Source organism: Actinopolymorpha pittospori, from assembly GCF_014873875.1.
GTDB classification, from domain to species: Bacteria; Actinomycetota; Actinomycetes; order Propionibacteriales; family Actinopolymorphaceae; genus Actinopolymorpha; species Actinopolymorpha pittospori.
The window spans coordinates 2,317,173-2,338,092 of the sequence record NZ_JADBEM010000001.1; the positions used below are offsets into that span (position 1 = coordinate 2,317,173).

At 68.3% G+C, this 20,920-nt stretch carries 26 protein-coding genes; 11 read left to right on the forward strand and 15 right to left on the reverse strand.

Translation table 11 applies throughout. The annotated features are described in order from the left end of the window. Positions 1 to 88 precede the first annotated feature (88 nt). Positions 89 to 1,006, forward strand: a complete 918-nt coding sequence (locus tag HEB94_RS10915) for an alcohol dehydrogenase catalytic domain-containing protein (RefSeq protein WP_192749790.1) — start codon at positions 89 to 91, stop codon at positions 1,004 to 1,006. A 12-nt stretch (positions 1,007 to 1,018) separates the two neighbouring features. On the opposite strand, the gene HEB94_RS10920 is transcribed toward HEB94_RS10915, so the two are convergent. The 4 genes from HEB94_RS10920 to HEB94_RS10935 all read right to left on the reverse strand — a co-directional run bounded on the left by HEB94_RS10920 (position 1,019) and on the right by HEB94_RS10935 (position 3,654). After that, positions 1,019 to 1,366, reverse strand: coding sequence for a hypothetical protein (locus HEB94_RS10920; RefSeq protein WP_192749791.1), 348 nt, complete (start codon positions 1,364 to 1,366; stop codon positions 1,019 to 1,021). Next, complete coding sequence (locus HEB94_RS10925; RefSeq protein ID WP_192749792.1) at positions 1,363 to 1,566, reverse strand: hypothetical protein; 204 nt, start codon at positions 1,564 to 1,566, stop codon at positions 1,363 to 1,365. Before HEB94_RS10925 ends, HEB94_RS10920 begins: the two co-directional genes overlap by 4 nt. Positions 1,567 to 1,696: 130 nt before the next feature. Further along, entirely contained in the window at positions 1,697 to 2,494 is a 798-nt protein-coding gene (locus tag HEB94_RS10930; RefSeq protein WP_337918520.1) for a nucleotidyltransferase domain-containing protein, read from the reverse strand. Beyond that, entirely contained in the window at positions 2,491 to 3,654 is a 1,164-nt protein-coding gene (locus HEB94_RS10935; protein WP_192749794.1) for an RNA-guided endonuclease InsQ/TnpB family protein, read from the reverse strand. Before HEB94_RS10935 ends, HEB94_RS10930 begins: the two co-directional genes overlap by 4 nt. 17 nt (positions 3,655 to 3,671) lie before the next feature. Between HEB94_RS10935 and tnpA the strand changes: the two genes are divergently transcribed. The 5 genes from tnpA to HEB94_RS10960 all read left to right on the forward strand — a co-directional run bounded on the left by tnpA (position 3,672) and on the right by HEB94_RS10960 (position 6,726). Continuing rightward, positions 3,672 to 4,100 carry an IS200/IS605 family transposase gene (gene tnpA / locus HEB94_RS10940; protein ID WP_192749795.1) on the forward strand — a complete coding sequence of 143 codons (429 nt, stop codon included), beginning with the start codon at positions 3,672 to 3,674 and terminating at the stop codon, positions 4,098 to 4,100. A gap of 319 nt (positions 4,101 to 4,419) precedes the next feature. Beyond that, complete coding sequence (locus HEB94_RS10945; protein ID WP_202896264.1) at positions 4,420 to 5,181, forward strand: hypothetical protein; 762 nt, start codon at positions 4,420 to 4,422, stop codon at positions 5,179 to 5,181. 49 nt (positions 5,182 to 5,230) lie between these two features. Beyond that, positions 5,231 to 5,605 (forward strand): ArsR/SmtB family transcription factor, encoded by a 375-nt coding sequence (locus tag HEB94_RS10950; protein ID WP_192749796.1) that lies wholly within the window; start codon positions 5,231 to 5,233, stop codon positions 5,603 to 5,605. Then, on the forward strand, positions 5,602 to 6,087 hold the full coding sequence (locus HEB94_RS10955; protein ID WP_192749797.1) for an SRPBCC family protein: 486 nt from the start codon (positions 5,602 to 5,604) through the stop codon (positions 6,085 to 6,087). Before HEB94_RS10950 ends, HEB94_RS10955 begins: the two co-directional genes overlap by 4 nt. Positions 6,088 to 6,162: 75 nt before the next feature. Next, positions 6,163 to 6,726 carry a dihydrofolate reductase family protein gene (locus HEB94_RS10960; RefSeq protein WP_192749798.1) on the forward strand — a complete coding sequence of 188 codons (564 nt, stop codon included), beginning with the start codon at positions 6,163 to 6,165 and terminating at the stop codon, positions 6,724 to 6,726. 55 nt (positions 6,727 to 6,781) lie between these two features. Here HEB94_RS10960 and HEB94_RS10965 read toward each other — a convergent pair whose 3' ends face one another. The 4 genes from HEB94_RS10965 to HEB94_RS10980 form a co-directional block, all read right to left on the reverse strand. Beyond that, entirely contained in the window at positions 6,782 to 7,282 is a 501-nt protein-coding gene (locus HEB94_RS10965; RefSeq protein WP_192749799.1) for an NUDIX domain-containing protein, read from the reverse strand. Between the two features lie 48 nt (positions 7,283 to 7,330). Further along, positions 7,331 to 8,065 (reverse strand): MerR family transcriptional regulator, encoded by a 735-nt coding sequence (locus tag HEB94_RS10970; protein WP_192749800.1) that lies wholly within the window; start codon positions 8,063 to 8,065, stop codon positions 7,331 to 7,333. Positions 8,066 to 8,147: 82 nt separating this feature from the next. Beyond that, a complete protein-coding gene (locus HEB94_RS10975; RefSeq protein ID WP_192749801.1) occupies positions 8,148 to 9,527 on the reverse strand; it encodes a serine hydrolase domain-containing protein in 1,380 nt (459 codons plus the stop codon). 167 nt (positions 9,528 to 9,694) lie between these two features. Beyond that, on the reverse strand, positions 9,695 to 9,925 hold the full coding sequence (locus tag HEB94_RS10980; protein ID WP_192749802.1) for a hypothetical protein: 231 nt from the start codon (positions 9,923 to 9,925) through the stop codon (positions 9,695 to 9,697). Positions 9,926 to 10,219: 294 nt separating this feature from the next. Here HEB94_RS10980 and HEB94_RS50465 point away from each other — a divergent pair, with 294 nt between their 5' ends. After that, positions 10,220 to 11,230, forward strand: a complete 1,011-nt coding sequence (locus HEB94_RS50465) for a DUF4037 domain-containing protein (protein WP_202896265.1) — start codon at positions 10,220 to 10,222, stop codon at positions 11,228 to 11,230. Between the two features lie 39 nt (positions 11,231 to 11,269). Here the strand turns inward: HEB94_RS50465 and HEB94_RS10990 are convergent, their stop codons facing one another. Next, on the reverse strand, positions 11,270 to 12,235 hold the full coding sequence (locus HEB94_RS10990; RefSeq protein WP_192749803.1) for a WYL domain-containing protein: 966 nt from the start codon (positions 12,233 to 12,235) through the stop codon (positions 11,270 to 11,272). A gap of 54 nt (positions 12,236 to 12,289) precedes the next feature. On the opposite strand from HEB94_RS10990, the gene HEB94_RS10995 reads away from it, so the two are divergent. The 3 genes from HEB94_RS10995 (at position 12,290) to HEB94_RS11005 (ending at position 13,742) form a co-directional block, all read left to right on the forward strand. Continuing rightward, positions 12,290 to 12,847, forward strand: coding sequence for a mycothiol transferase (locus tag HEB94_RS10995; RefSeq protein ID WP_192749804.1), 558 nt, complete (start codon positions 12,290 to 12,292; stop codon positions 12,845 to 12,847). Between the two features lie 150 nt (positions 12,848 to 12,997). Further along, positions 12,998 to 13,258, forward strand: a complete 261-nt coding sequence (locus tag HEB94_RS11000; RefSeq protein WP_192749805.1) for a hypothetical protein — start codon at positions 12,998 to 13,000, stop codon at positions 13,256 to 13,258. Between the two features lie 79 nt (positions 13,259 to 13,337). After that, positions 13,338 to 13,742 (forward strand): VOC family protein, encoded by a 405-nt coding sequence (locus tag HEB94_RS11005; RefSeq protein WP_192749806.1) that lies wholly within the window; start codon positions 13,338 to 13,340, stop codon positions 13,740 to 13,742. A 43-nt stretch (positions 13,743 to 13,785) separates the two neighbouring features. Here HEB94_RS11005 and HEB94_RS11010 read toward each other — a convergent pair whose 3' ends face one another. Further along, entirely contained in the window at positions 13,786 to 15,234 is a 1,449-nt protein-coding gene (locus tag HEB94_RS11010; RefSeq protein WP_202896267.1) for a phenylacetate--CoA ligase family protein, read from the reverse strand. 460 nt (positions 15,235 to 15,694) lie between these two features. Here HEB94_RS11010 and HEB94_RS11015 point away from each other — a divergent pair, with 460 nt between their 5' ends. Beyond that, on the forward strand, positions 15,695 to 16,660 hold the full coding sequence (locus tag HEB94_RS11015) for a metallophosphoesterase (RefSeq protein WP_192749807.1): 966 nt from the start codon (positions 15,695 to 15,697) through the stop codon (positions 16,658 to 16,660). Positions 16,661 to 16,735: 75 nt separating this feature from the next. Here the strand turns inward: HEB94_RS11015 and HEB94_RS11020 are convergent, their stop codons facing one another. From HEB94_RS11020 to HEB94_RS11040, 5 genes are all read right to left on the reverse strand, one after another. Then, entirely contained in the window at positions 16,736 to 17,503 is a 768-nt protein-coding gene (locus HEB94_RS11020) for a P-loop nucleotide/nucleoside kinase family protein (protein ID WP_192749808.1), read from the reverse strand. A 67-nt stretch (positions 17,504 to 17,570) separates the two neighbouring features. Beyond that, the gene (locus HEB94_RS11025; protein WP_337917602.1) at positions 17,571 to 18,800 is read right to left on the reverse strand and encodes an MFS transporter; all 1,230 of its coding nucleotides are present in this window, start codon (positions 18,798 to 18,800) and stop codon (positions 17,571 to 17,573) included. A gap of 136 nt (positions 18,801 to 18,936) precedes the next feature. Further along, positions 18,937 to 19,524: a carboxymuconolactone decarboxylase family protein gene (locus HEB94_RS11030; RefSeq protein WP_202896268.1), complete on the reverse strand. Its 588-nt coding sequence runs from the start codon at positions 19,522 to 19,524 to the stop codon at positions 18,937 to 18,939. Positions 19,525 to 19,625: 101 nt separating this feature from the next. Then, the gene (locus HEB94_RS11035) at positions 19,626 to 20,291 is read right to left on the reverse strand and encodes a DUF899 domain-containing protein (RefSeq protein WP_337917603.1); all 666 of its coding nucleotides are present in this window, start codon (positions 20,289 to 20,291) and stop codon (positions 19,626 to 19,628) included. Positions 20,292 to 20,594: 303 nt separating this feature from the next. Further along, positions 20,595 to 20,894, reverse strand: a complete 300-nt coding sequence (locus HEB94_RS11040; RefSeq protein ID WP_192749811.1) for a helix-turn-helix domain-containing protein — start codon at positions 20,892 to 20,894, stop codon at positions 20,595 to 20,597. Positions 20,895 to 20,920: the final 26 nt, after the last annotated feature.

Sequence of the window (20,920 nt, forward strand, 5' to 3'; positions counted from 1 at the left end):
CAGGTTCGGTCCGTCGTCGACCCCACAGACACCGTCGCTACCGCCGACGCACCCAGCCGCGAAAGCGGCGCGGAAGAAGAGAGAGAACGTGCGCTACTCCGAGGTGATCGCCGCTCGTACCTCCCGTGTGGTCGAGGTACCGGACGTCCTGCCCGCCGCGGGAGAGGTCCAGGTCCGTGTCCAGGCCTCGGGTGTCTGCATATCGGAGCGGCCGCCCTGGGAGCATCACGACGGCGGCGAGCCGCACCGGCTCGGGCACGAGCTGAGTGGTGAGATCGTGGCGATCGGCTCCGGGGTCCACGGATGGTCGGTCGGGGACAGGGTGACCGGATTCGGATCACCCGTCTTCGCCGACCTGGTGAACGTCTCCGCGAGGTCGCTGCTGCCGACGCCGGCCAACGTCCCGAGCTGGGCGGCGCTCGGCGAACCGCTCGCCTGTGTGGTCGAGGCGCTCTCCCGGTGCGCGCTCACACCGGGCATGCGGGTCGCCGTCGTGGGCCTGGGCTTCATGGGGCTCGGGGCCCTGCAGGTCGCGGCGAGCCACGCGCCCGGAAGGCTGGTGGGCGTCGACCCCAACCCGCACACGCGCGCGCTCGCCCTGGAACTGGGAGCCCACGACGTGTGCACCCCGGAGGAGGCCAAGGACAGCCTGCGGCACGGGTTCGACGTGGTCGTGGAGTTCTCCGGTACGGCGCCCGGGCTGGCGTTGGCGGGCGACCTCGTGGCCCAACACGGCGTGCTCTGCATCGCGGGCTACCACCACGACGGCGCTCGGGAGCTCGACGTCGAACTCTGGTACCGCGCGGTGACGATCATCAACGGTTTCACCCCGCAACGCTGGCGCGTCATGGCGGCGATGGCCGAAGGTCTTCGGCTGATGGCCGACCGCCGGCTGACGTTCGAACCGCTGATCACCCACCGGGTCAGCCTGGACGACATCGACACGGGGTTCGGCTACTTCCTCGACCGACCCGCCGAGTTCGTCAAGGCCATCTGCGAGCCGTAGGACGACGTCTTCCTAGTGCGACCGCGCCCGGGTCGCGGTGACAAGGCCGCGTGGCCATTCGACGTCCAGGACCGCACCTGCCGGGGTCGCGGCCCACTGGTCGCGCAACGTCCGAAGATCCTCCATGGCGACCCGGAACTGCGCGGGCGTGTACGGAAAGGGGTCCTCGCGGACGATTCCCCACGCGTGCCGGGCGCGTTCGACCAGGTCCTCGACGCGGCCGTCGTGCAGTACGACGTCGTAGACCAACGACGTCATCACCTCGGCCACGGTGATCGTGCGCGCCTTGGTGTTCGTTCGCAGAACCTTCTGCGAACGGCGTTTCGGGTCGTGGCGTAGCCGGCCCGACGTGACGGTCATCCCGTCGAACAACCACCCGCGGCCGCGCCGCCGAACACGCCGCCGGTCATCCCCAGCGCCCGCTCGGTCGCGAGGTGCGCCAGGTCGTGCGGGATCGGCCACCTGCCACCAGCGCCAGGAAGAGTGACGACGACACCGTCGGGGCGGTGGATGCGCACGGAGTACTCCGCACCCTCACCTCGGTGGAACTCCACCTTCATGCGAGCCACCCTGACACGTTCTGGTGGCGGCGCCAACCGCTGAGGCCGCCGGCCCGGGGGCCTGGCGGCCGCTCGACATGTCCGTCGGCGGCCGCCATGAGCCCCGCCCGCTGGCACATCCGCGGGGGCGTCACCAGCCCCAGTGCCGTCGGTGCGCGTCGGTCGACCAGGCATCGAGGACGTCTCGGTTGGCCTGCTCGGGCAGCGGCGTACGGCCGGCGTCGAGCAGTTCCTCGATCTCTCGTTGGACCATGGCGATCTCGTCGAGCACGGCGTTCTGCGCGACCTCACCGCGTTTGACCGACAGCACCCGCTCGCGTTCGGCGGACGGCATGGGCAGGGTCAGGCGACCGTGCGTGGCGACCTCACGGCCCTGGTAGGCCAGCCGGAGCGCGTGTGAGGCGTACTTGACGTCGTACCCGTACCTCGCGACCAGCTCGGGGCGGTTGGGCGGCCGGTTCTGTTTGCCGCCGCCGGTCATCCGTTCGCGCTGGGCGTTCACGTAACCCAGGAAACGACGAACGGCCTGGCGACTCAGGACCTGGCTCGCCTGCGAACGTAGCTCCCGGCCGAGCGGCGTCATCACGACGACCGAGTCCTCCGGAGCGAACAACGGCAGGAGCGCCGTCGGATTGCCCTTCGTCGCGAGCCGTAGGTACGTGCGCAGCGAGTACATCACCAGGTCGATGTCACCGGGACCGCTGCGGGCACCTTCTGGCTGCGTGCGGTAGACGTAGTGATCGACGGGGCGGCGTAGTCCGACCACATACTCCGGCGGCTCGACGAACACGCCCATCTCATCGTGGTCGTCGGTTCCCTCGATCGCGATGCCATGGACGCGCCAACTTAAACCGGCCCTGAAGGACCGGGCTTGGAGGTAGCGCCCAACTGGCTGCTGGGTTGGCTCCTCCGTCCAGACACTCCTTATGGGGTGGCAGGGACGCGTGACTCACGCCCCGCAGTCCACACAGCCTCGCCCTTGCGGGCGATGTTGTGGGAAGCGTTCCGGTCGGCGTGGGCAACGACCCCGCAGTTCCGGCAGATGAAAAGCCCCTGGTCGACACGGTTGCGCTTGTCGACGTGGCCGCACTCCGAGCACTGCTGAGAGGTGTAGGCGGGATCGACGAAGACCACGGGCACGCCGGCCCTGCGGGCTTTGTAGACGATGAAGTCTCCGAGCTGGGCGAAGGCCCAAGAGTGGAGTGCGACCCGTTGGGGCTTGCGGAGCCGTACCCTCTGCCGGATTCCCTTGAGTTCTTCCAGGGAGATCCCGGCTGAGGTGCGTTCAGCCTCGATCACGATCGTCTTGGAGATGATGTGGTTGGTGTTGGCGACGTGGCGCCGTTCGCGCCGGTTGCGCTTCTTGAGGAGGCGCTTGGCGGACTTGGTGCCCTTGCGCTGCAGCTTGCGGCGCAGGTCGAGCTGCCGCTTGCGGTGCCGGTTCAGGCCGCGCCCGGCAGCCTTGTAGCCGGTGGAGGTGGTCGCGATGTTGACGACGCCGAGATCCACGCCGATGAAGCCGTTGGGCTCGTACTGCTCGGCCTCGGGAACCTCGCAGGTGGCGTACAGGTAGAAGACACCGTCCCCTTCGATCAGGTCGGACTCGCCCTGCCGGTGCTCCCGCAGTGTCTTGAGCGCGCCCGCAGAACACGCGAACCGCACGTTCTTCAACCGGCCCGCAATAGTCCAGATGGACACCGTCTGCGTGTCGTAGTGCCAGGAAAGGCAGCGGTCGTCGTATGGCTGGGCCGCCTCGGCGCGGAACACGATCGGCTTCGTCTCGGCCTTTCGACCTCCCTTCGATCCGGGCTTACCGAGGTGCCCGGCCTTGACGTTCGCCTTAAGCGCCGTGTAGGCGTCACGGACCTTCTTGATCACGTGCTGGGCGACCTGCGCACCCAGCCCCCACGACCTCAGCACGGCATAGGTGTGCTTGCGCAGCTCATACTCACGCGGAACACCACGCTCCAACGCCACCGAAGAGACCCAGTTCGCAGCCTCGTTGACCGTGTGCAGAGTCGCCGACAACGCGGCGGCCTGGTCGGCCTCCGGTATCAGCTTCACCTGCACGACGATCTCCACGGACATGATCCTACCGTTGGTCTATGCCACCACGATGGGAGCCAAACCCCGATATCCGCAAGGGTCGCACAGTCGTCTACACCCTCCATGCACACTTGGTCTTCACTCCGAAGTACCGGCGCGGACCGTTCACCGACGACATCCTTCGACGCTGCGAGGAAGTCATGCGGGACGTGTGCACCGACTTCGGAGCGGAGTTGCGGGAGTTCAACGGCGACACCGACCACGTCCACCTGCTCCTCCACTATCCGCCCAAAGTCGCCCTGTCCCGGCTCGTCGGCAGCCTCAAAGGCGTCTCCGCCCGCAGGCTCCGGCAGGAGTTCCCCGGACACATCCGCACCTACCTGTGGGGTGAACACTTCTGGTCCCCGTCCTACTTCGCCGCATCCTGCGCAGGCGCCCCGCTCACTGTGGTGAAGGAGTACATCGAGAACCAGAAACGTCCCCGCTGAGGCAGACAGCGCAGATCCGTGCGTCCGTGCAGGTCACCCCGGTTCTAAGAAGCGATTCCTCCCGGGCCCGAAGGCCCGGGGCTCCTCGCTAGATCCTGCTGAACCCACCACGGTCCGCAGAATCTCGGTGCGTCGTGCCAGCTGGCCGTCGCCGTGTTCGGTCGTCATGGTCGCTGATCATCGCGCTGCGTAAGGCGGATCGCCACCGGGTTTCACCCCGCGACGCTGGTCCGGCGCCAGTATGTTCAGCGGACCTTGCGCCCGGCGAAGAGGTGGCGAATCCGTCGGGTCGACGTGCCGGGGTGCGATGATTCGGCAGGTGACCGTTCGTGCTTCCTCAGCGCGCGCTCCGATCGACGACTCGGATGCGGTCGCCAGCGCCGGCCGTCGACACCGCGGGGTGCTCGTCCTGGCCGCGATCACCGCCCTCATCGTGGCCGGCGACCTGGCCGTCAAGGGCTACCACCGTTACGTCCAGCCCGTGCCCGGTGATGTGGTCATCGTGCTGAACGTCGGCAGCGAGGCGAACGTCGCGGCCTGGTGGAACACCACGCTGCTCCTCGCGGTTGCCTGCATGGGTGTCGTCGCGATGGTTCTGGCCGGGCCGGGCGCACGGCCCTCCCGGGGCTCCTGGCTCGCGCTGATCGTCGCCGCGACGTGTCTGAGCCTGGACGAGGCGGCGCGGATCCACGAACGCCTGGGGGTGCCCGTGCAGAATTGGGCGAACGACCATGGCGTTCGGATGCCGACCTTCGCGTGGGTCCTTCCGGGCACTCTCATCGCCGTGGTCGGCGTGGTCTGTGCCGTGCTGTGGGTCCGATCGCTTCCGCGCGACCTGCGGATCGGACTGCTCGGTGCGCTGGCGATGTATCTCACCGGTGCGCTCGTCGTCGAGGCGATCAACGGGTGGACGAAGCGGCAAGGGGCGAGCGCCGCCTACGTGCTCGGCACGAGCTTCGAGGAAACCCTGGAGATGGGTGCGTGCCTGGTGGCGTTGGTCGTCCTGTCCAGGGCCGTGGCGCTCACCCGCGACCGCGGCACCGGCGGATGGTCGATCCGCCTCCGCGAGGACCTGCGCTGAGGAGCGTGTCGCTTTACAGGCGTAGCCGCACGCACTAACCTACAACGAAATGGTTGTACGTGAGCTGACCGACGAGGCTGTGGACCACCTGTTCCACGCTCTGGCCGACGCCACGCGCCGCGACATCCTGCGGCGCAGCGCCCAGGGGGAGCTCTCGGTGTCGCGCCTTGCGGAGGCATACCCGATGAGCTTCGCCGCGGTGCAAAGACACGTCGCGGTCCTGGAACGCGCCGGCCTGGTCACCAAGCAGCGGCGCGGACGGGAGCAACTCGTCCACGCCGCCCCCGACGCCGTACGTCGGGCGCACCAGGCCCTCGACCAACTCGAGGCGGCCTGGCGCGGCCGGGTGGACCGGATGTCCCAGCTACTCGCGGACGACTCCAACCAAGCAGAGACCAATGCGACGACAGGACATGGCAGATGAGCGTCACCAGCGTCCACAAGGACTTCGACACCCGGACCCTCACCCTGATCGCCGACTTCGACGCCCCGACCGAACGCGTGTGGCACCTGTGGGCGGACCCGCGACAGCTGGAGCGCTGGTGGGGAACCGAGGACTACCCGGCGACCGTTGTGGAGCACGACCTGACCGTCGGTGGCTCCGTCATCTACTTCATGACCGGACCGACGGGTGAGAAGGGCTATGGCTGGTGGCGGATCACCTCGGTCAACCCGCCGAAGTCGCTGGAGTTCGTGGATGGTTTCGCCAACGAGGACGGCACACCTGTCGCCGACGGCCCGACCACCACGATGCAGGTGCAGCTCACCGAGGACGACGGTCACACTCGGATGCGGGTCCGCTCGATCTACAGCTCCCGCGAACACATGGAGGAGATCGACCGCCTCGGCGCGACCGAGCTCTTCGCGCAGTCCATCGCCAAGATGGACGCGCTGCTCGCCGATTGACCCGGTGTCAACAACCGCTTGACGGTTTATCGCCCGTTTCTCACCAGTAGCCACCCCCCGGAAGGAAGGCGACACGTGCGCAAGTTCAAGTTGCAGGTCCAGACCACCGTCGACGGCTACATGGCCGGCCCGAACGGAGAGATGGACTGGATGACGTTCCCGTGGACCGCTGACATCAACAACTACATCGGCGCCCTGGACGAACCAGTCGACTGCATCATGTTGGGCCGCAAGCTCGCCGAGGGGTTCATCCCGGCCTGGGCCGCCGGACCTCCTGGTGAGGACCAGGCGGCCATCGACAAGATGAACAAGACGACCAAGGTCGTGATCTCCAACTCGCTCACCGAGTCGCCCTGGGACAACGCCGTCGTCGCCGGCGGTGACCTCACCAAGGTCGTGAACGACCTGAAAGCCAAGCCAGGCGGCGACATCATCGCCTACGGCGGTGGCACCCTGGTCCGGGACCTGATCGCCAAGGAACTGCTCGACGAGATCCACCTGTTCGTGAACCCGAACGCGATCGGCGCCGGTATGCCGGTGTTCGCGAACGTCGGAGCCCAGCAGAAGCTTCGCCTGGTGAACGCGCAGCCGTTCGAGTGCGGCATCACCGCCCTGCACTACGAGCCCAAGCGCTCCTGAGGATCAGACCGATCCACTCGGCGGGGGCAGTGGTCAGACGCTGCCCCCGTTCGGGCTACCCGTCCACGAGGATCGGCTGGTTCGCCGGGCCCTCGGTCAGGAGTGTCACCAGCAGGGCCGGCAGGCCGGCCGGTCGCAGCAGGTCCGTGGTCGCGGCGAGTTCCGCGGTGGTCCACCATCGATGCCCTGTGATCGCTGACGCCTCGAGCGCCTCGAAGCCTGAGGTGTCGACCACGAAGGCGGGTGCCCGCACCAGGAAGTAACGTTGCCGAACCTCGTAGCCGATGCCGTCAAGGACAGTTGTCCAGGGTCGTCCACGCCAGATCTCCGGGCCGAGCGTCACCCCGGTCAGCCCGGTCTCCTCGCGCAACTCCCGCAGGGCCGCCTGCTCGTGGCTTTCGCCCTGCCAAAGGCCACCGCCGGGGGTGAACCAGCGACACGAACCGTCGTTGGCGTTCCCGGCGGAGAACAGCAGCACCCGGTCCGCGTCGTCGAGCAACACCACACGTGCTCGCTGACTCGGGCGTAACGCAAGGTCGCGCGCTGGCTCGTCCACCTCGGGCACGTTAGCCTCTCGACGGCCACCCGCCAACCGGGTTGTGATTCACTCGGCGGTGTTGCGTTCTCTCGCGATCTCGGCGATCCGGTCCCAGGCCGGCGACAACCCGCGGGTCGACGTCGCGACGAGCTGGACGACGGTCGGGTCCGGAGCCGGCCTGGCTCCGCCCTCAGATCCGCGCCGGTCCGCCATCCACCGCGCAGTACGGTCGGCCAGGTCGTGGAGGCGCGGATCGTCCGGGGACCAGTCGAACGCCGCGTCGTAGTCGAGGTAGATGGCGCGGAACTCCGGATCGCCGATCACGTCGAGCTTGTCGGCGATCCAGATCGCCGCCTCCTTCGGCGAGAACGCCTGCAACAGGATCCAGAGGTCGCGCTCGCTGTGGACCGTGCGCTGGCTGATTCCGAGCTCGTGCAACCGGTCGAGGTAGTCGGCCACCTCCACGGAGACGAAGAGTCGGTCGCCGCTGTGCAGCTCAGCGATCCGCTCGCGGGCACGAAGAATCTCCTCGGCCCGATTCTGAAGGTCGCGGTCGATCTCGGCGATCGCCGTGGCGAACTGGTCGGGATCGGCGGCGAGTAGATCCTTGATACGGGCGAGCGGCACCCCGGCCCCGCCGAGAGTCCTGATCCTGACCAGGTCGATCGCATGCTCTGCGGTGTAGCGCCGGTAGCCCGAGGCGTCGCGTGCCGGCTCGGCGAGCAGGCCGCGTTGGTGATAGTGGCGGACCGCCTTGATCGTCACGCCCGCGTACGCAGCAAGCTGGCCGATGGTGATCATGTGCGTTCGCTACCCTCTCGGCCAGCTCGGTTGGACGTTCATCCTGACATTCGAACGACGACCGGCGCGGGCAGGGCTCGGCTTACCTGGAGACTGCCGGGACCCGGCCGAACAACCGGCCGGCCAGGTCGACTCCGACGACCGCGCCGGCGTCGTCGCGGGTGAAGTATCCACGCTGGCCTCGCATGCCACCGCTGGTGACGACGTACTCGTCGGCGTCGCCGGGCAGCAGTCCGATGGCCGCCGGAGCGTAGTCCGGGGGCAGCTCCTTGTCCGCCGCCGCACGGATCTCCGGTCGTATCAGAACCTCAAGGCTCAGTCCCGCCCCGTCCGCGTCGATCGAGAGCGTCATGACGTCGTTCGCGTAGCCCCCCACGATCTCGCGGGACCGCGCCTCTTCGTAGGGCAACGGCTCCGGGTCCTGGTCTGTCACTCCCAGGTAGGTCTGGAGCGCCCAACGGACGACCTCCTGGTTGAACAGCACGCCGTTCGGGCCTGCGTTGGACAGTGTGACGACGGCGAAGTCGCGTCCCGGCACGGTGAGCAGCTCGGCGAACTGGCCGTTCGCCGACCCGGCGTGACCGACCGTACGCACGCCGTCCACGTCGCGTAGGAACCAGCCGACACCGATGGCGTCGCCAAGACTGCTGGCCCGCAAGGAGACCGTCGGCTCCTGCATCCGACGGAGTACGTCGGCGGGCAGCACGCGGTCACCGTTGGGTGCGCAGCCGTCCCCGAGCTGGAAGCGTGCCCACCGCAGCTGGTCCGCCACCGAGGACACGAGGCCCCCGCCAGGGTTCTCACCCCGCCAACGCCGCCACAGCCGCGCGACGGACAGCGTTCCGTCCGCACCGAGGTTGTGGCCCACGGAGAACCGTCGGGTCATGACGTCGTCGCGGGCGAAGAAGCTGTGCGAGAGTCCCAGCGGCTCGAACACGAGTGAGGCGAGTGCCTGCTCGAACGTCAGACCGGTGACGTTCTCCACGACCCGCCCTGCCAGGTTGTACCCGGCCTGGCTGTAGGAGGAGCGGGCGCCAGGCGCTGCGATCAGCTCCAACTCGGCCAGCTTCGCGACGTAGCCGGCCAGCGCGTCGTCCCCCTCCCCGGTGTCGACGGTGATTCCCCAGTCCAGCCCCGACGTGTGGTTGAGCAGGTTCAGCACGGTGATCTGCTCCGCGGCCTGCTCGTCAGCGAGAACAAGGTCGGGAACGTACCGACGTACTGGGGCGTCCAGCACGACCCGTCCCTCCGCGACCAGGCGCATCAGCGCGGTCGCGGTGTAGGTCTTCGTGACCGAGCCCTGGACGAAGAGAGTGTCCTGGTCCACGGGCAGTGGGTTGTCGACGCTCGTCACGCCGTGGCACGCGTAGATCTCCCGGCCGTTCACCCACACTCCGACGGCAACACCAGGAACACCGAACTTCGTGGCCGCCGCCTCGACGAACTCCGACAGCTGTGACATCCATCCCCTTTTCCGGCTCACTTCGCGCATGGTCGCGGACGTTTTCCGCGGCGACTCGCACCGTGATCCACGTGCGGTCGCGTCATCCATGCTGGAACCCTGCCCCAGGGGCAAGGTCAAGGCTCCGGCCGAGAAGACTCTTCGCGGCGATCGCCGCCTCTTCCTCGCTACCCCCGTTGGTCGGGAGCTACGAACACCAGCGCCTCAGCCTGGCCGGCCGTGCGTCGCGCGCGCAGCCGCCAGCAGCCGGGAGAGTCGAAGCGATACCCGGCGCCCCACTCGTCACCGGGCGCGTCGAAGTTACTGACGTTGCCGTGTGCCGTTGGGCCCCAGGTCAGCGCGGTACGCGTGCCGTCGGAACCGATGGCCGAGAGCTCGATCGGGCCTTCGCCCGTCATACGCCACACGATCTTGACGTCTTCACCAACGCGTATCGGCAGAGGCCGCGTCATCATGATCAGCCCGGACAGTTCTACCCCGGCGTGCTGGCCCGCAGAGCCGAGTCGTGACGCCGTGGTACGCCAATCAAGCGCCACGGCGCTCCGCTTTCATGCCACCTGGGGCGAGCGCCCTGGCCGCCAGTACCGCCGATGAGGAGCGGGTCTGGTTCGATGAGCGTCCGAAGCGATGTCGAACCGTTCCTCGGTTGCCTTCACTCTGACCATTGGCCTGAACCGTGAGGAGTTGTCCGCGTGGCTGAGTTCGTCACTGGCTTGGACATGAGCCGGCAGTTCTACCAGGAAGCCGTACGCCCGATTCTGGACGCGTCGTTCCCCGGCCTGCCGCACAGTGCCGCCCTCCTCGGCCGCGGCTCGGAGGTCCTGGGTTTCGACGACGAGATGTCCACGGACCACAACTGGGAGCCGCGGGTCCTGCTCTTCCTGCGGGAAGAGGACCGTGCCCGGCATGGCGACGCCGTTGGTGCCGCACTGCGTCGCGGCCTGCCGCTCCGGTTTCGGGGCCGGCCGACCGATCACGGGATCCACGCGCTGCGCGGGTACTTCCTGGAACTCCTGGACGTCGAAATCGAAGGCGACTTGGAAGCGCGCGACTGGCTCACCTTCGCAGAACAGCAACTCCGGATGATCACCGCGGGCGCGGTCTATCACGATGACGTCGGCCTGCAGGACGTCCGCGACCGCTTTGCCTACTATCCCCACGACGTGTGGCTCTATCTGCTCGCGGCAGGTTGGTGGCGCATCCATCCGGAGGCCAACTTGGTGGGCCGAGCGGGTTCGGTGGGAGACGAACTCGGATCGGCGCTCATCGGATCCCGCCTCGTGCACGATCTGATGCGGCTGTGCTTCCTGATGGAGAGGCAGTACGCGCCGTATTCGAAGTGGTTCGGGACGGCCTTCTCCCGGCTGGCATGTGCCGCCGAACTGTCGCCGGTGCTGTGGAAGGCCCTCCAGGCACAGACCTGGCCGGAACGCGAGAACGCCTTGCTGGCGGCGTACGAACAGGTGGCCACCATGCACAACGCACTGCGCATCACCCCAACGGTTCCAACGCAGGAGCACCAGTTGTGGGAGCGCCCGTTCAAGGTTCTCTGGGGAGACTTCCCCGGCGCCCTCCTCGCCCAGATCCAGGACCCGGCGGTGAAGCGCATCGCCGAACGCTGGCCCGCCGGCGGCGTCGACCAACTCAGGGACCTCCTGCTGGGGCCGCGTAGCCGCGGGCGGCTGCTCCGCGTGTTCGAGTAGGCGGAGAGGAACCGCTCTCCACAGCCCAAAATCAGCCGCTCAGGGAGGCGGGCTGCCACCCCCGGCCAGCAGCCTCGCCCCGATGACGCGCGCGGCCTCCTGAAGCTCGGGACATCCCATGATCCGGTACGGCACCGGGATCATCGCGAGCTGCGCGGCGTACCACGTCGGGTTGCTCGTACTCCCGATCAGCCGGGTCCGCTCGGCGTCGAGCGGCTCGATCCGACCGAGCGCGCGCGGCAGGCTCGGCGCCACGGACTCGACCGGCGCGTCGATGACGACCTCGACGTCGTACTCCCATCCGACGGCGAGATGCTCCTCCAGCATGGCGACGGGGTTGAGGTCGACGGGCGGGCTGAAGGAAGCCTCGAGCACCTCCACTCCGCGGACCCGGTCGACCCGGTACGCCCGCCGGGCGTCCGAGGTGTGCGAGTGGCAGAGCAGGTACCACCGGCCATGGCGTACGACGACCGCCCACGGGTCGACCTCGACGAGCCACTCCGACCCGGCCTCGGTCCGGTAGTCGAGTCGTACCCGACGATGGTCGGAGCAGGCATGGACGAGGGTGGTCGTGGTCCTGGGGTCGGGTCTGGCGGCGGCGCGGTCGGGAGCGGGCGCCGTGGACCGACGGACCGCTTCGGCCTGGGCGGCCACGGGTTCGGGGAGCGCTCGCATGATCTTGCTGAGCGCGCTGCCGACCAGGCCACTGGGGTCGTTTCCGTCGTGGTGGCCGTCGAGCACGGCCATGACCAGGCCGAGGGCCTCGGTGGCGCCGAACATCAACGGCGGGAGCCGAAGGGCGCGGCCGACGCTGTAACCGCCGTAGGGCCCGCGGACGGACTCGATCGGGATGCCGGCCTCGCGCAGGATGCCGACGTAGCGCCGGGCGGCCCGCTCGGAGACGCCGAGTTTGTCGGCGAGCCGGTCGGCGGTGATGCCCGGGCTGGCCTGCAGCAGTTCGAGAGCCAGCAGCGCCCGTGCCGTGGGACTCAGGTCCGGTTTCACCGCATCCACCATTCCGGAATCAGAACGTCCGGAATGGAGGTTAGCGTGCGGCGCATGACCGACGACACCGTTCTGGACACGAAGCTTGTCGAGCCGTCGATGACGGCCGGCGAGGTCGAGATGCTCCTCTTCGCGCTCGACCGTTCCCGGGCGCAGTTCGCCTGGAAGGCCGGCGGCCTGGACGCGGCCGGGCTCAGGAGGCCCTTCCCGCCGTCGGCGATGACCCTGGCCGGCCTGCTCAAGCACCTCGCCTTCCTCGAGGACTACTACGTCTTCCGGGACCTGACCGGTCAGATGGGTGGCCCCTGGAAGCAGGCTGACTTCGAGGGCACGCCCGACTGGGAGTGGCACTCCGCGCTCGAGGACTCCCCCGAGGAGTTGTACGCGCTCTGGAGCGGCGCCGTGGAGCGCTCCCGGGCCGCCTGGGCCGCGATCCTCGCCGATGGCGGACTCGACCAGCCCTCGAAGATCGTGCTCGACTCCGGTGAGTCGCCGAACCTCCGGCGGATCCTGGTGGACCTGCACGACGAGTACGCTCGCCACGTCGGCCACGCCGACCTCTTCCGCGAAGCCGTCGATGGTCTCGTGGGAGAGGACCCGCCGCAGGAATGATCGCCCACGTGGAGACGGCATCGGCGTTCACCGAGGAGCAGGTGCGCATCGTCCCGGCCAACGAGGCGTCCTGGGACGACCTCGTCGCGATGTTCTCGCGTGCCGTGGTCGGGCCGTCACGGGGACAAGGACGACGACGGCGTCTGAGCGGTGACCTGCTTCGCGGTCCGGAAGGGCTATCGCGGCCGCGGCCTCACCTACCTGCTCGCCAGCTCCACCGTCGACCACGCCCGTGACCACGGCGCCCGCGCGATCGAGGCCTACCCGATGATCGCCCAGCGGGGCAAGGAGATCACCTGGGGTGAAGCACACGTGAGGGTCCGTCAGGTCTTCGAGGACGCCGGGTTCGAGGAGGTCACCCATCCCACTGCCCGGCGTGTGGTGATGCGAATCGACTTCCAAGCCGGGTGAGGCAGGTCTGCGCCGTTCCACCAGCGTCGGCACGGGGCACCAGACCTCCGACGCCGTTACGTACGAGGGGACTGTGATCATGCTCGAACACGGCCGGGCGGCGACCAGGCTCCCCGCCCAGGATCTCGACCGGGCTCGAGCCTTCTATGCCGACAAGCTCGGCCTCGAACCCGTCGAGGAGCGGCCCGGTGGCCTGCTCTACCGCCTCGCCCAGGGCGAGTTCGCCCTCTTCCAGTCCGCCGGCGCCGCGGCCGGGTCACACACCCAGATGGCTGTGGAGGTCGACGACCTCGACGCCACCGTCGCTGAGCTCCGGGCCCGCGGGGTGGTCTTCGAGGAGTACGACCTGTCCGGCCTGACCACCCACGACGCGATCGCCGACGTCGTGGGCAACTATCCGAGCAAGGGGGGTGTCGGCGAACGCGCGGTCTGGTTCAGAGACAGCGAGGGCAACCTGATCGGGATCGGCCAGCCGATCCACTGACGGGATCAAGGACCGACCGCTCGCCTCCGGCACGCAGGTCGTGTCAACGTGAGCCTGACGGCGCGGGTGGATCGGTGCCCCGATCGGTGCCTTTCAGGGCGACGAACCGGCGCAGCTTTCCGCCGACGGAGCGACGCTGGATGCCATCGACCACATCGACCTGGACCTCGGGATCGGGCAGTCCCTGCCGGCGCAGTTTGCTCGCAATCGCCTGGATCAGACTGGGCACGTCGGGTGATCCCACCGCGAGGATGTGCGCCCCGGTCGCCGTTTGCCGGACCTGGTACTCGGCGATGCGAGGGTCGGTGCCGAGGACCGACCGGAACGCACTGGCCGGCACGGTGCAGGTCGGATAGCGGAAGTCGTCGTCGAGTCGCCCCGCTATGTCGGCCAGCCGGACGAACTCGCTGCCGCATTCGCACGGCCCCGGCAGCACGGCGACCTCGTCTCCGAGGTCGTAGCGGATGAAGGGAAACGTCCGGTTCGCCAGCCCGGTGGCCAGGGTGCGCGCCGCCGGCTCGTGCGGGGCGACCGGAACTCCGGCCTCGTCGACACGTTCAAGCACGACCTCGTCCTCACACACGTGCAGGCCGGCGCCGCCACCGCACCCGGTCGCCGCCACGCCGATCTCTGTCGATCCCCACAGGTTGTGGACGGGGACGTTCCAGGCATCGGCTATCGCCTGACGATCCTCCTCGAGAAGGGGCTCGGAGTTCGTGCTCACCCGAACGGGCTGGATGTCCAGGTCACCCGCCGCGGCGGCGCGCGCCAGCCGCCCCACTACTGTCGCGTACCCGACGAGATGGGTGGGCCTCGCGGCGGCGACTGCGGCGAGCACCTCCTCGAACGGTGCGCTCGCCGGTATCACGACTGTGTCCATCCCCGCGACGGTCGCCACGTCGAACAGCGGTGTGCTGGCATGCGGCGGTCCACCGGCCTGGAGGACGGCAAGCTTCGCTTGACGCCGCAGCGGCGGGTCGCGACGTTCCTGCCGGGTCTGCATTCGCCAGGCGAGGCAGGCGAAGGACACGAACAGGTCCCAGTCCCAGACGTAGACGCCGCGCACCCCGCTCGACCCGCCGGAGCTGAAGATCTGTTGGCCGCCGGGCGTGTAGGAGAACCATCGTTGCTGGCCCAGGATGCCTTCTGCCCGCTCGCGGGTGAGGTCAGGGACGGTGACGATGGAGTCCCAGTCCTGCTGCGTCTCCTGTTTGGTCATCACCGGCAACCGCGCCAGGTCGGCGACCGTGGCCGAGGAAGGATCAAGGTCACGGAGGCGGCGCGCGTGGAAGGGTGAGCGTTCGCGAGCGTGGGCGAGGAGCGCCCGCAGTCGCTGGTCGCGGTAGTGCTCGATCCGTTCCCGGGGCCAGTCCAGTCGCGCGATGTGGTCCTCGAGCGCCGCCCGCACCGCGTGCAGGTGGGCGGCGCGCAGACGACCGTACGCGGCTTTCGCGGCCAGATCTGGATCACGGCCCTCGCCCGGTCCCGACACAGCCGTCCTCCCGGGCAGTGACCCAGATCCAGGACGTCGTGAGGTACGCCCCACCGTTGAGGGGGTTCCCGCGCGCCGTACCGGCAAACTCGGCCGTGTCCGCCAGTCGAGCCGCTTGCGGTGTGAACTGTCTGGATTCGGACGCCGCGTGACCAAATCGGTTCGGGCGCCGTTACCTCCGTCGGGTCATGCATCGACCGGAAGGTTGCGCCGTCCAGGCCTTCAACACCGCCGGCGCCAGCAAAGCCTCCGCACGATCCAACCAGGCCACAGCCCGATAGCGGGACAGCTCGGCGCTCCACCCATCGACGTCGGCCTGCCGGACTTATGCCGGCAGGCCGAAACCTCGGTCCTACACGGCCTGTGCCTTCACGACCTGTTCACTGGTGAGCCGTAGCAGGGTGGTGGGTCACGCGGTGACACTTGGTTGTCGATCGACCACGAATGCAGGAGGTTGACAGTGACCCAGCCGCGCTCTCGCGACCTCATCCAGGATTGGGCTTTCAGCCGCCGAGGTTTCCTCGGCCTGTCCGCGCTCGGTGCGGCGGCGGTGCCGCTCGGCTCCCAGGTCGGACCGGTCGGCTCAGGACGACCGTTCCGGTTCGGCGTCATCGCCGACTGCCAGTACGCCGACGTCGACACCGTCGGGACCCGGCACTACCGGGAGTCCGTGCGCAAGCTTCGCGAGGCGGTGACGGAGTTCAACGACGCGGACCTGGACTTCGCCCTTCACCTGGGCGACTTCGTCGATCGGTTCGCGGAGAGCTTCGAGGACGTCGTGCCGATCTTCAACAGGCTGCGGATGCCGAAGTACCACGTGCTCGGCAACCACGACTTCCAGCTGCCGATGGGTGAGCTGCTCACGACCCTGCGCATGCCGGCGCCCTACCACCACTTCCGCCGCAACAGTTGGCGTTTCGTCGTCGTCGACACCAACGACGTCAGCCTCTACGCCAACCCGGAGGGATCGGAGAAGTACGAGCTGGCCCGCGACATGCTCGACCGGCTCACAGCCGAGGGCGCGGTCAACGCCCAGACCTGGAACGGCGCGGTAGGGGAGGAGCAGCTCGCCTGGCTGCGCCGCGTGCTCGACGGCGCCCGCTCCCGTGGCGAGAAGGTGGTGCTCAACTCCCATCACCCGATCTACCCGAAGAACGTCCACAACGCGTGGAACGACGAGGAGTTGCTCGACCTGGTGACCGGGTACGACAACGTTGTCGCCTGGTTCAACGGGCACAACCACGAGGGCAACTACGGCTTCACCGGCGGCAAGCACTTCGTGACGTTCCACGGCATGGTGGAGCTCGACACGAACGCCTACGCGACCGTGCGGGTCCTCGGTGACCGGTTCGAGATTGACGGCTACGGCCGCGAGCCCGACCGCGTCCTGCCCTTCGGTAGCCCGGTCGCGGAACTGACGGCCTGATCGGCCTGAACCCCTGGTGTCAAGGTGCCCCCATGCCGATGACGCACGCCCGCCGATGGTCCGGCGGGCGTGTGGTCAGTTCCCATGGCCGGGGGCAAGGATCGTCGGTGGAGCGCTCGCTACCGCTGCGGCCGCTTCGCTGACGCGCAGATCGATCAGCGCGTCGCAGGACACCTCCGCGCATTCGCAGTCGAAGGTGCGGACACGCTCGCCCGGATCGACGGTGGACAGCGGCCGCGCTGACGGGCTGAGGTACTGAGCGAGGAGTGCCTGGTTGCCGTGGCGGATCAGGGCCCGGCGTTCCTCCAGACTCCCCGCCGTGGGGCCTCTGCCGAGGTGGACCGCGAAGACTCGCTCGACTTCGCGGAGCGTCTCCGCCACCGTCAGGTGGTCGACCCTGATCCCGGTGATGCCGGACTCCTCGAACTTCCTGACCATCGACTCCCAACTCTGCAGGTACGCCGGTGGAACGCCTTCGGGGTGGCGGATCCGCAGCCTCGTATGCTGCACCTCCTTCGACGGCACGAGCCACACAGCCTGGCGTGTGATGTCCGGGCGCGACTCCACCATCCCGGGCGTCAATGGTCCATCAGCCACGATCAACGGGGATGCGGGTAACGAGCGCAGGTCGTCGATCATCATCGGGCGACGGTCGTAGTGCGCGCTGCCCGGGCCACGGTCGGGCAACGTGACGCCGGCGGCGAGTGCCCGATCGCGATGCTCCCACGTCTTGGTGTCGGAGCTGTACCAGCGCAACCCATGACGCCGCGCGAGTAGGCGGGCCACCGTCGTCTTGCCGGCACCGGGCGGGGCACCAATCCACAGGACGTTCGGCAGTTCCATCCAACGGACCTTATCGACACCGGTGACCGAGGACGATCTTCGGACCGGAGCGCCGAACCGTCGATCCTCATCCCTGTTCGGTGCTGATCTCGTGGCGGGGAAGCAGGAACGCCGTCCCGCACATCAGTGCCGTGGAGACGGCGAGGGTCAGGCGGGCACCGAGCTGAGTCGCGACTAGGCCGCCGAGGAGGATGAACACGGGTTGGGCGACGGTCGTCGCGAAGGACCACAGCGTGGACACCCGTGCCATGAGGTGGTCCGGTGTGGCGAGCTGGCGATAGCTGGACATGGTGGAGTTCGCCATGGCGGCGAAGAACAGAAGGCCGAAGAAGCCGACGCTGCACTGGATCAGTCCGAGCAGGCCAGGACCTGCCAGCGGGATGAGGAAGTTCCACGGCCCACGGAGCACGCTTGCCCACCACAGGGCACGAACCGGGCCGAAACGAGCGACCGTCCGGCGGGTGAGCCGGGCACCGAAGAATCCACCCAGGGACGGCAGTCCCATCAGCAGGCCGTACTCGAAGGCCGTGAAGTGCAGGTCGCGCAGATAGAAGATGGTGGTGACCGGGCCGGACAGCGCGATCGCCCCGGTGAAGCAGACCCAGCTGATCAGCATCCTGCGTAATGCGGTGTGTCCCCAGGCGAAGCGCAGTCCTCCGGCAAGCTCGCTGCGTCGTGATCCTCGTGCGTCGCGCGGTGGCGGCGCTGGTTCGGGTTGACGGATCAGGCGGATGGCGAGCGCGCTGGCAAGGAAGGAGACCGCATCGATCACGAGGGTGCCGAGCGCGCTGAGGAAGCCGACGAGGGCGCCGCCCAACGAGGGGCCGACCGACATCCGCAGCCAGTTGGTCGACTCCAGTCGTCCGTTGGCGTCGGCGAGGCGGTCCGGGGATACCAGGGCCTTTAGATGTGCTTGGGCCGCTCCGGCGAAGGCGATGCCGCAGGTCGCGTTGATGACGGCCACGACACACAGCTGCGTGAACGTGAGGCCGTGCACCAGTCCGGCCAGCGGAATGCTGCCCAGGCTCGCGAAACGGGCGACGTCAGCCGCGATCATGACCGGACGCTTCCGTCGGAACTCGACGTAGCTGCCCATCGGAAAGGCGAGCAGGGCGGTCGTGACCGCCGTGAACGCCGCCAGTACGGAGATCTGGAACGTCGACGCGTGGACGACGTTCACAGCGACGATCGGAAGCGCCACCCCGCCCACGGCGGAGCCGAGCTGGCTGACCGCCAATCCCGACCACAGTCGCTGAAAGTCCCGATGCCCCCGCACGCTGACCTGATGCACCGTCACTCGAAGCCCCCAAGCAGACGAGACCGGGTGACGTTACAGCAGGACGGCCTCGGGCTGCTTCACACGACCGCCATCGGTCGGGAAGAACCGGCCGCGTGCGATCGATGCGTGCGGAGGAACGGCCTGGCGCGCGTGCCTAGACGGGCCGGCCGTAGGTGACGGCTTCGCGGACGAGCCGGGGCGCGTTCTTGGCAAGCTGCGGATCCGGCCGCGCGCCCAGCGCGTCGTTGACAGTGGAGAACGCCAGCCGGAACGCGATCCAGGTCGTCGCCTCGAAGATCTCCTGGTCGTCGAAACCCGCGCCGCGCAAGCGGTCCACGTCAGCTTCGGTGGTGGCGTTCGGATCGTGGACGACCTGACGAGACCAGGCCGCCAGCGCGGCCTCCCGATCGGACAGGTCGCCGTCGACGCCTTGCAGCACGCCCGCGGCGGTCGCCTCGTCGCTGAGTTCGGCCAGCCTGGATCCCCACGCCAGCGCGCAGTAGGCGTCGTGACGGGCCGCGGCTGTGGCGGCGACCATCACCGCTACTTCCCGGGGCGACAGGCGAGACTCGGCGAGCAGCTCGGTACGCAGAGTCTGGAAGGACGTCAGCACGTCAGGACGCCAGCACCAGACACGTGTGAGGTTGTTGACGTAGCCGTCGGAGGCGAGATCGGCCTCGTAGGCGGCGGACACGGCCGGGTCTTGCGGCGGATCGCCGAGGAACGCCGCCGAACTGTTCATACGCGCAGTGTGCACGCAAGGACCGACCAAGACCAGCCTGGCGAGCATGTCGGGCTGCTCGGGGTGGCGGCGTCCTCCTGAAGTCCTCGTGAAGCAGGTGGCTACCCCGCTGTGGGCCGGCCGTTGCCGTACTCGTCGTGCCAGTTCCACCATGCGTAGGGCGGGGTCTGGGGATAGCCTTCGGGCGAGTCCTCCCACTCCTCCTGCCGTCCGAGCGCGGTCATGTCGAGGTAGCTCCACGTGCTCCCCAACGACTCGTCACCACGGGCGTTGATGAAGTAGGTGCGGAAGACCCTGTCGCCGTCGCGGATGAACGCGTTCGTGCCGTGCCATTCGTCCACGCCGAAGTCGGCGTCGAACTCGTCGGTCATGGTGTACCACGGCATTGTCCAGCCCAGCCGCGCCTTCACCCGCGCGATGTCTGGCTGCGGGGCACGCGAGACGAAAACGAGCGTGGTGTCGCGGGCGTTCAGATGGGCCAGGTGTCCTACGTGATCGGCGACCATCGAACACCCGACGCACGCGTGGTCGGGCCAGCCGGAGACGCCGGGCTCGAAGAAGGCGCGGTAGACGATCAGTTGACGGCGGCCCGCGAACAGGTCGAGCAGGCTCGCTCTCCCTTCGGGCCCGTCGAACTCATAGCTCCTCTCCACCGCCATCCACGGCATCCGCCGGCGCTCCGCGGCCAGGGCGTCCCGGGCGCGGGTCAGCCTCTTCTCCTTCTCCAGCAGTTGCTCGCGCGCTGTCTCCCATTCCTGGGCGGACACAATGGGGGGAGTCGGGAACTGTGTAGGTTTGTCTGTTTTCGAGGTTTTGGACATGCCATCCCCTTCGCCCGGCCGCTGTCGCGGGTGTGAGCGCGGGCCGCCGCGTACTCGACCGCGTGAGACCCGCGCGGCGGTGCCCGGTTCCCGACCGATGTTACGCGGGCCGCTCACCGACGGTGGTCGAACCGAGACGCGCTGGCGTGACGACGTCGAAGTCGACCACGACGCAACCGTCATGCGCCAGGCGACACCGAAGTGCCGGGCTCACCAGGGCACGGTGTCTCGTGGGCCCGAGTGGGCAGGCTAGGAGGCCAACGGCTTCCGTGTGTGGTGACCAGGGCTGGTCTGTTCGACACCGCGTTCGGGGTTGATCTCGGCCCACACCGCGTCGAGGGAGAGGTCGAGGACCTCGGCGATCGCGGCGATGGTCGAGAAAGCAGGGGTCGCGACGCGGCCCGTCTCGATCTTTCGGAGGGTCTCCGGTGAGACGCGTGCGTCGAGCGCGGTCTCGAGCATCGAGCGCTCTCCCCTGGCGCGACGCAGGAGGGCGCCGAGGCGCTGTCCGCGCTCGACCTCCGCGGGAGTGAGCGGCAATCTGACCATGGGGCCGATTCTAGTACCGGGATAGT

What these genes read in the sequence shown, in the direction of transcription:
- HEB94_RS10920 (WP_192749791.1), bottom strand. Translation starts at nt 1,366, where the DNA reads ATGACCGTCACGTCGGGCCGGCTACGCCACGACCCGAAACGCCGTTCG.
- HEB94_RS10925 (WP_192749792.1), bottom strand. Translation starts at nt 1,566, where the DNA reads ATGAAGGTGGAGTTCCACCGAGGTGAGGGTGCGGAGTACTCCGTGCGC.
- HEB94_RS10935 (WP_192749794.1), bottom strand. Translation starts at nt 3,654, where the DNA reads ATGTCCGTGGAGATCGTCGTGCAGGTGAAGCTGATACCGGAGGCCGAC.
- tnpA (WP_192749795.1), top strand. Translation starts at nt 3,672, where the DNA reads ATGCCACCACGATGGGAGCCAAACCCCGATATCCGCAAGGGTCGCACA.
- HEB94_RS10950 (WP_192749796.1), top strand. Translation starts at nt 5,231, where the DNA reads ATGGTTGTACGTGAGCTGACCGACGAGGCTGTGGACCACCTGTTCCAC.
- HEB94_RS10955 (WP_192749797.1), top strand. Translation starts at nt 5,602, where the DNA reads ATGAGCGTCACCAGCGTCCACAAGGACTTCGACACCCGGACCCTCACC.
- HEB94_RS10970 (WP_192749800.1), bottom strand. Translation starts at nt 8,065, where the DNA reads ATGATCACCATCGGCCAGCTTGCTGCGTACGCGGGCGTGACGATCAAG.
- HEB94_RS10975 (WP_192749801.1), bottom strand. Translation starts at nt 9,527, where the DNA reads ATGTCACAGCTGTCGGAGTTCGTCGAGGCGGCGGCCACGAAGTTCGGT.
- HEB94_RS10980 (WP_192749802.1), bottom strand. Translation starts at nt 9,925, where the DNA reads ATGACGGGCGAAGGCCCGATCGAGCTCTCGGCCATCGGTTCCGACGGC.
- HEB94_RS10995 (WP_192749804.1), top strand. Translation starts at nt 12,290, where the DNA reads ATGACCGACGACACCGTTCTGGACACGAAGCTTGTCGAGCCGTCGATG.
- HEB94_RS11005 (WP_192749806.1), top strand. Translation starts at nt 13,338, where the DNA reads ATGCTCGAACACGGCCGGGCGGCGACCAGGCTCCCCGCCCAGGATCTC.
- HEB94_RS11020 (WP_192749808.1), bottom strand. Translation starts at nt 17,503, where the DNA reads ATGGAACTGCCGAACGTCCTGTGGATTGGTGCCCCGCCCGGTGCCGGC.
- HEB94_RS11030 (WP_202896268.1), bottom strand. Translation starts at nt 19,524, where the DNA reads ATGAACAGTTCGGCGGCGTTCCTCGGCGATCCGCCGCAAGACCCGGCC.
- HEB94_RS11040 (WP_192749811.1), bottom strand. Translation starts at nt 20,894, where the DNA reads ATGGTCAGATTGCCGCTCACTCCCGCGGAGGTCGAGCGCGGACAGCGC.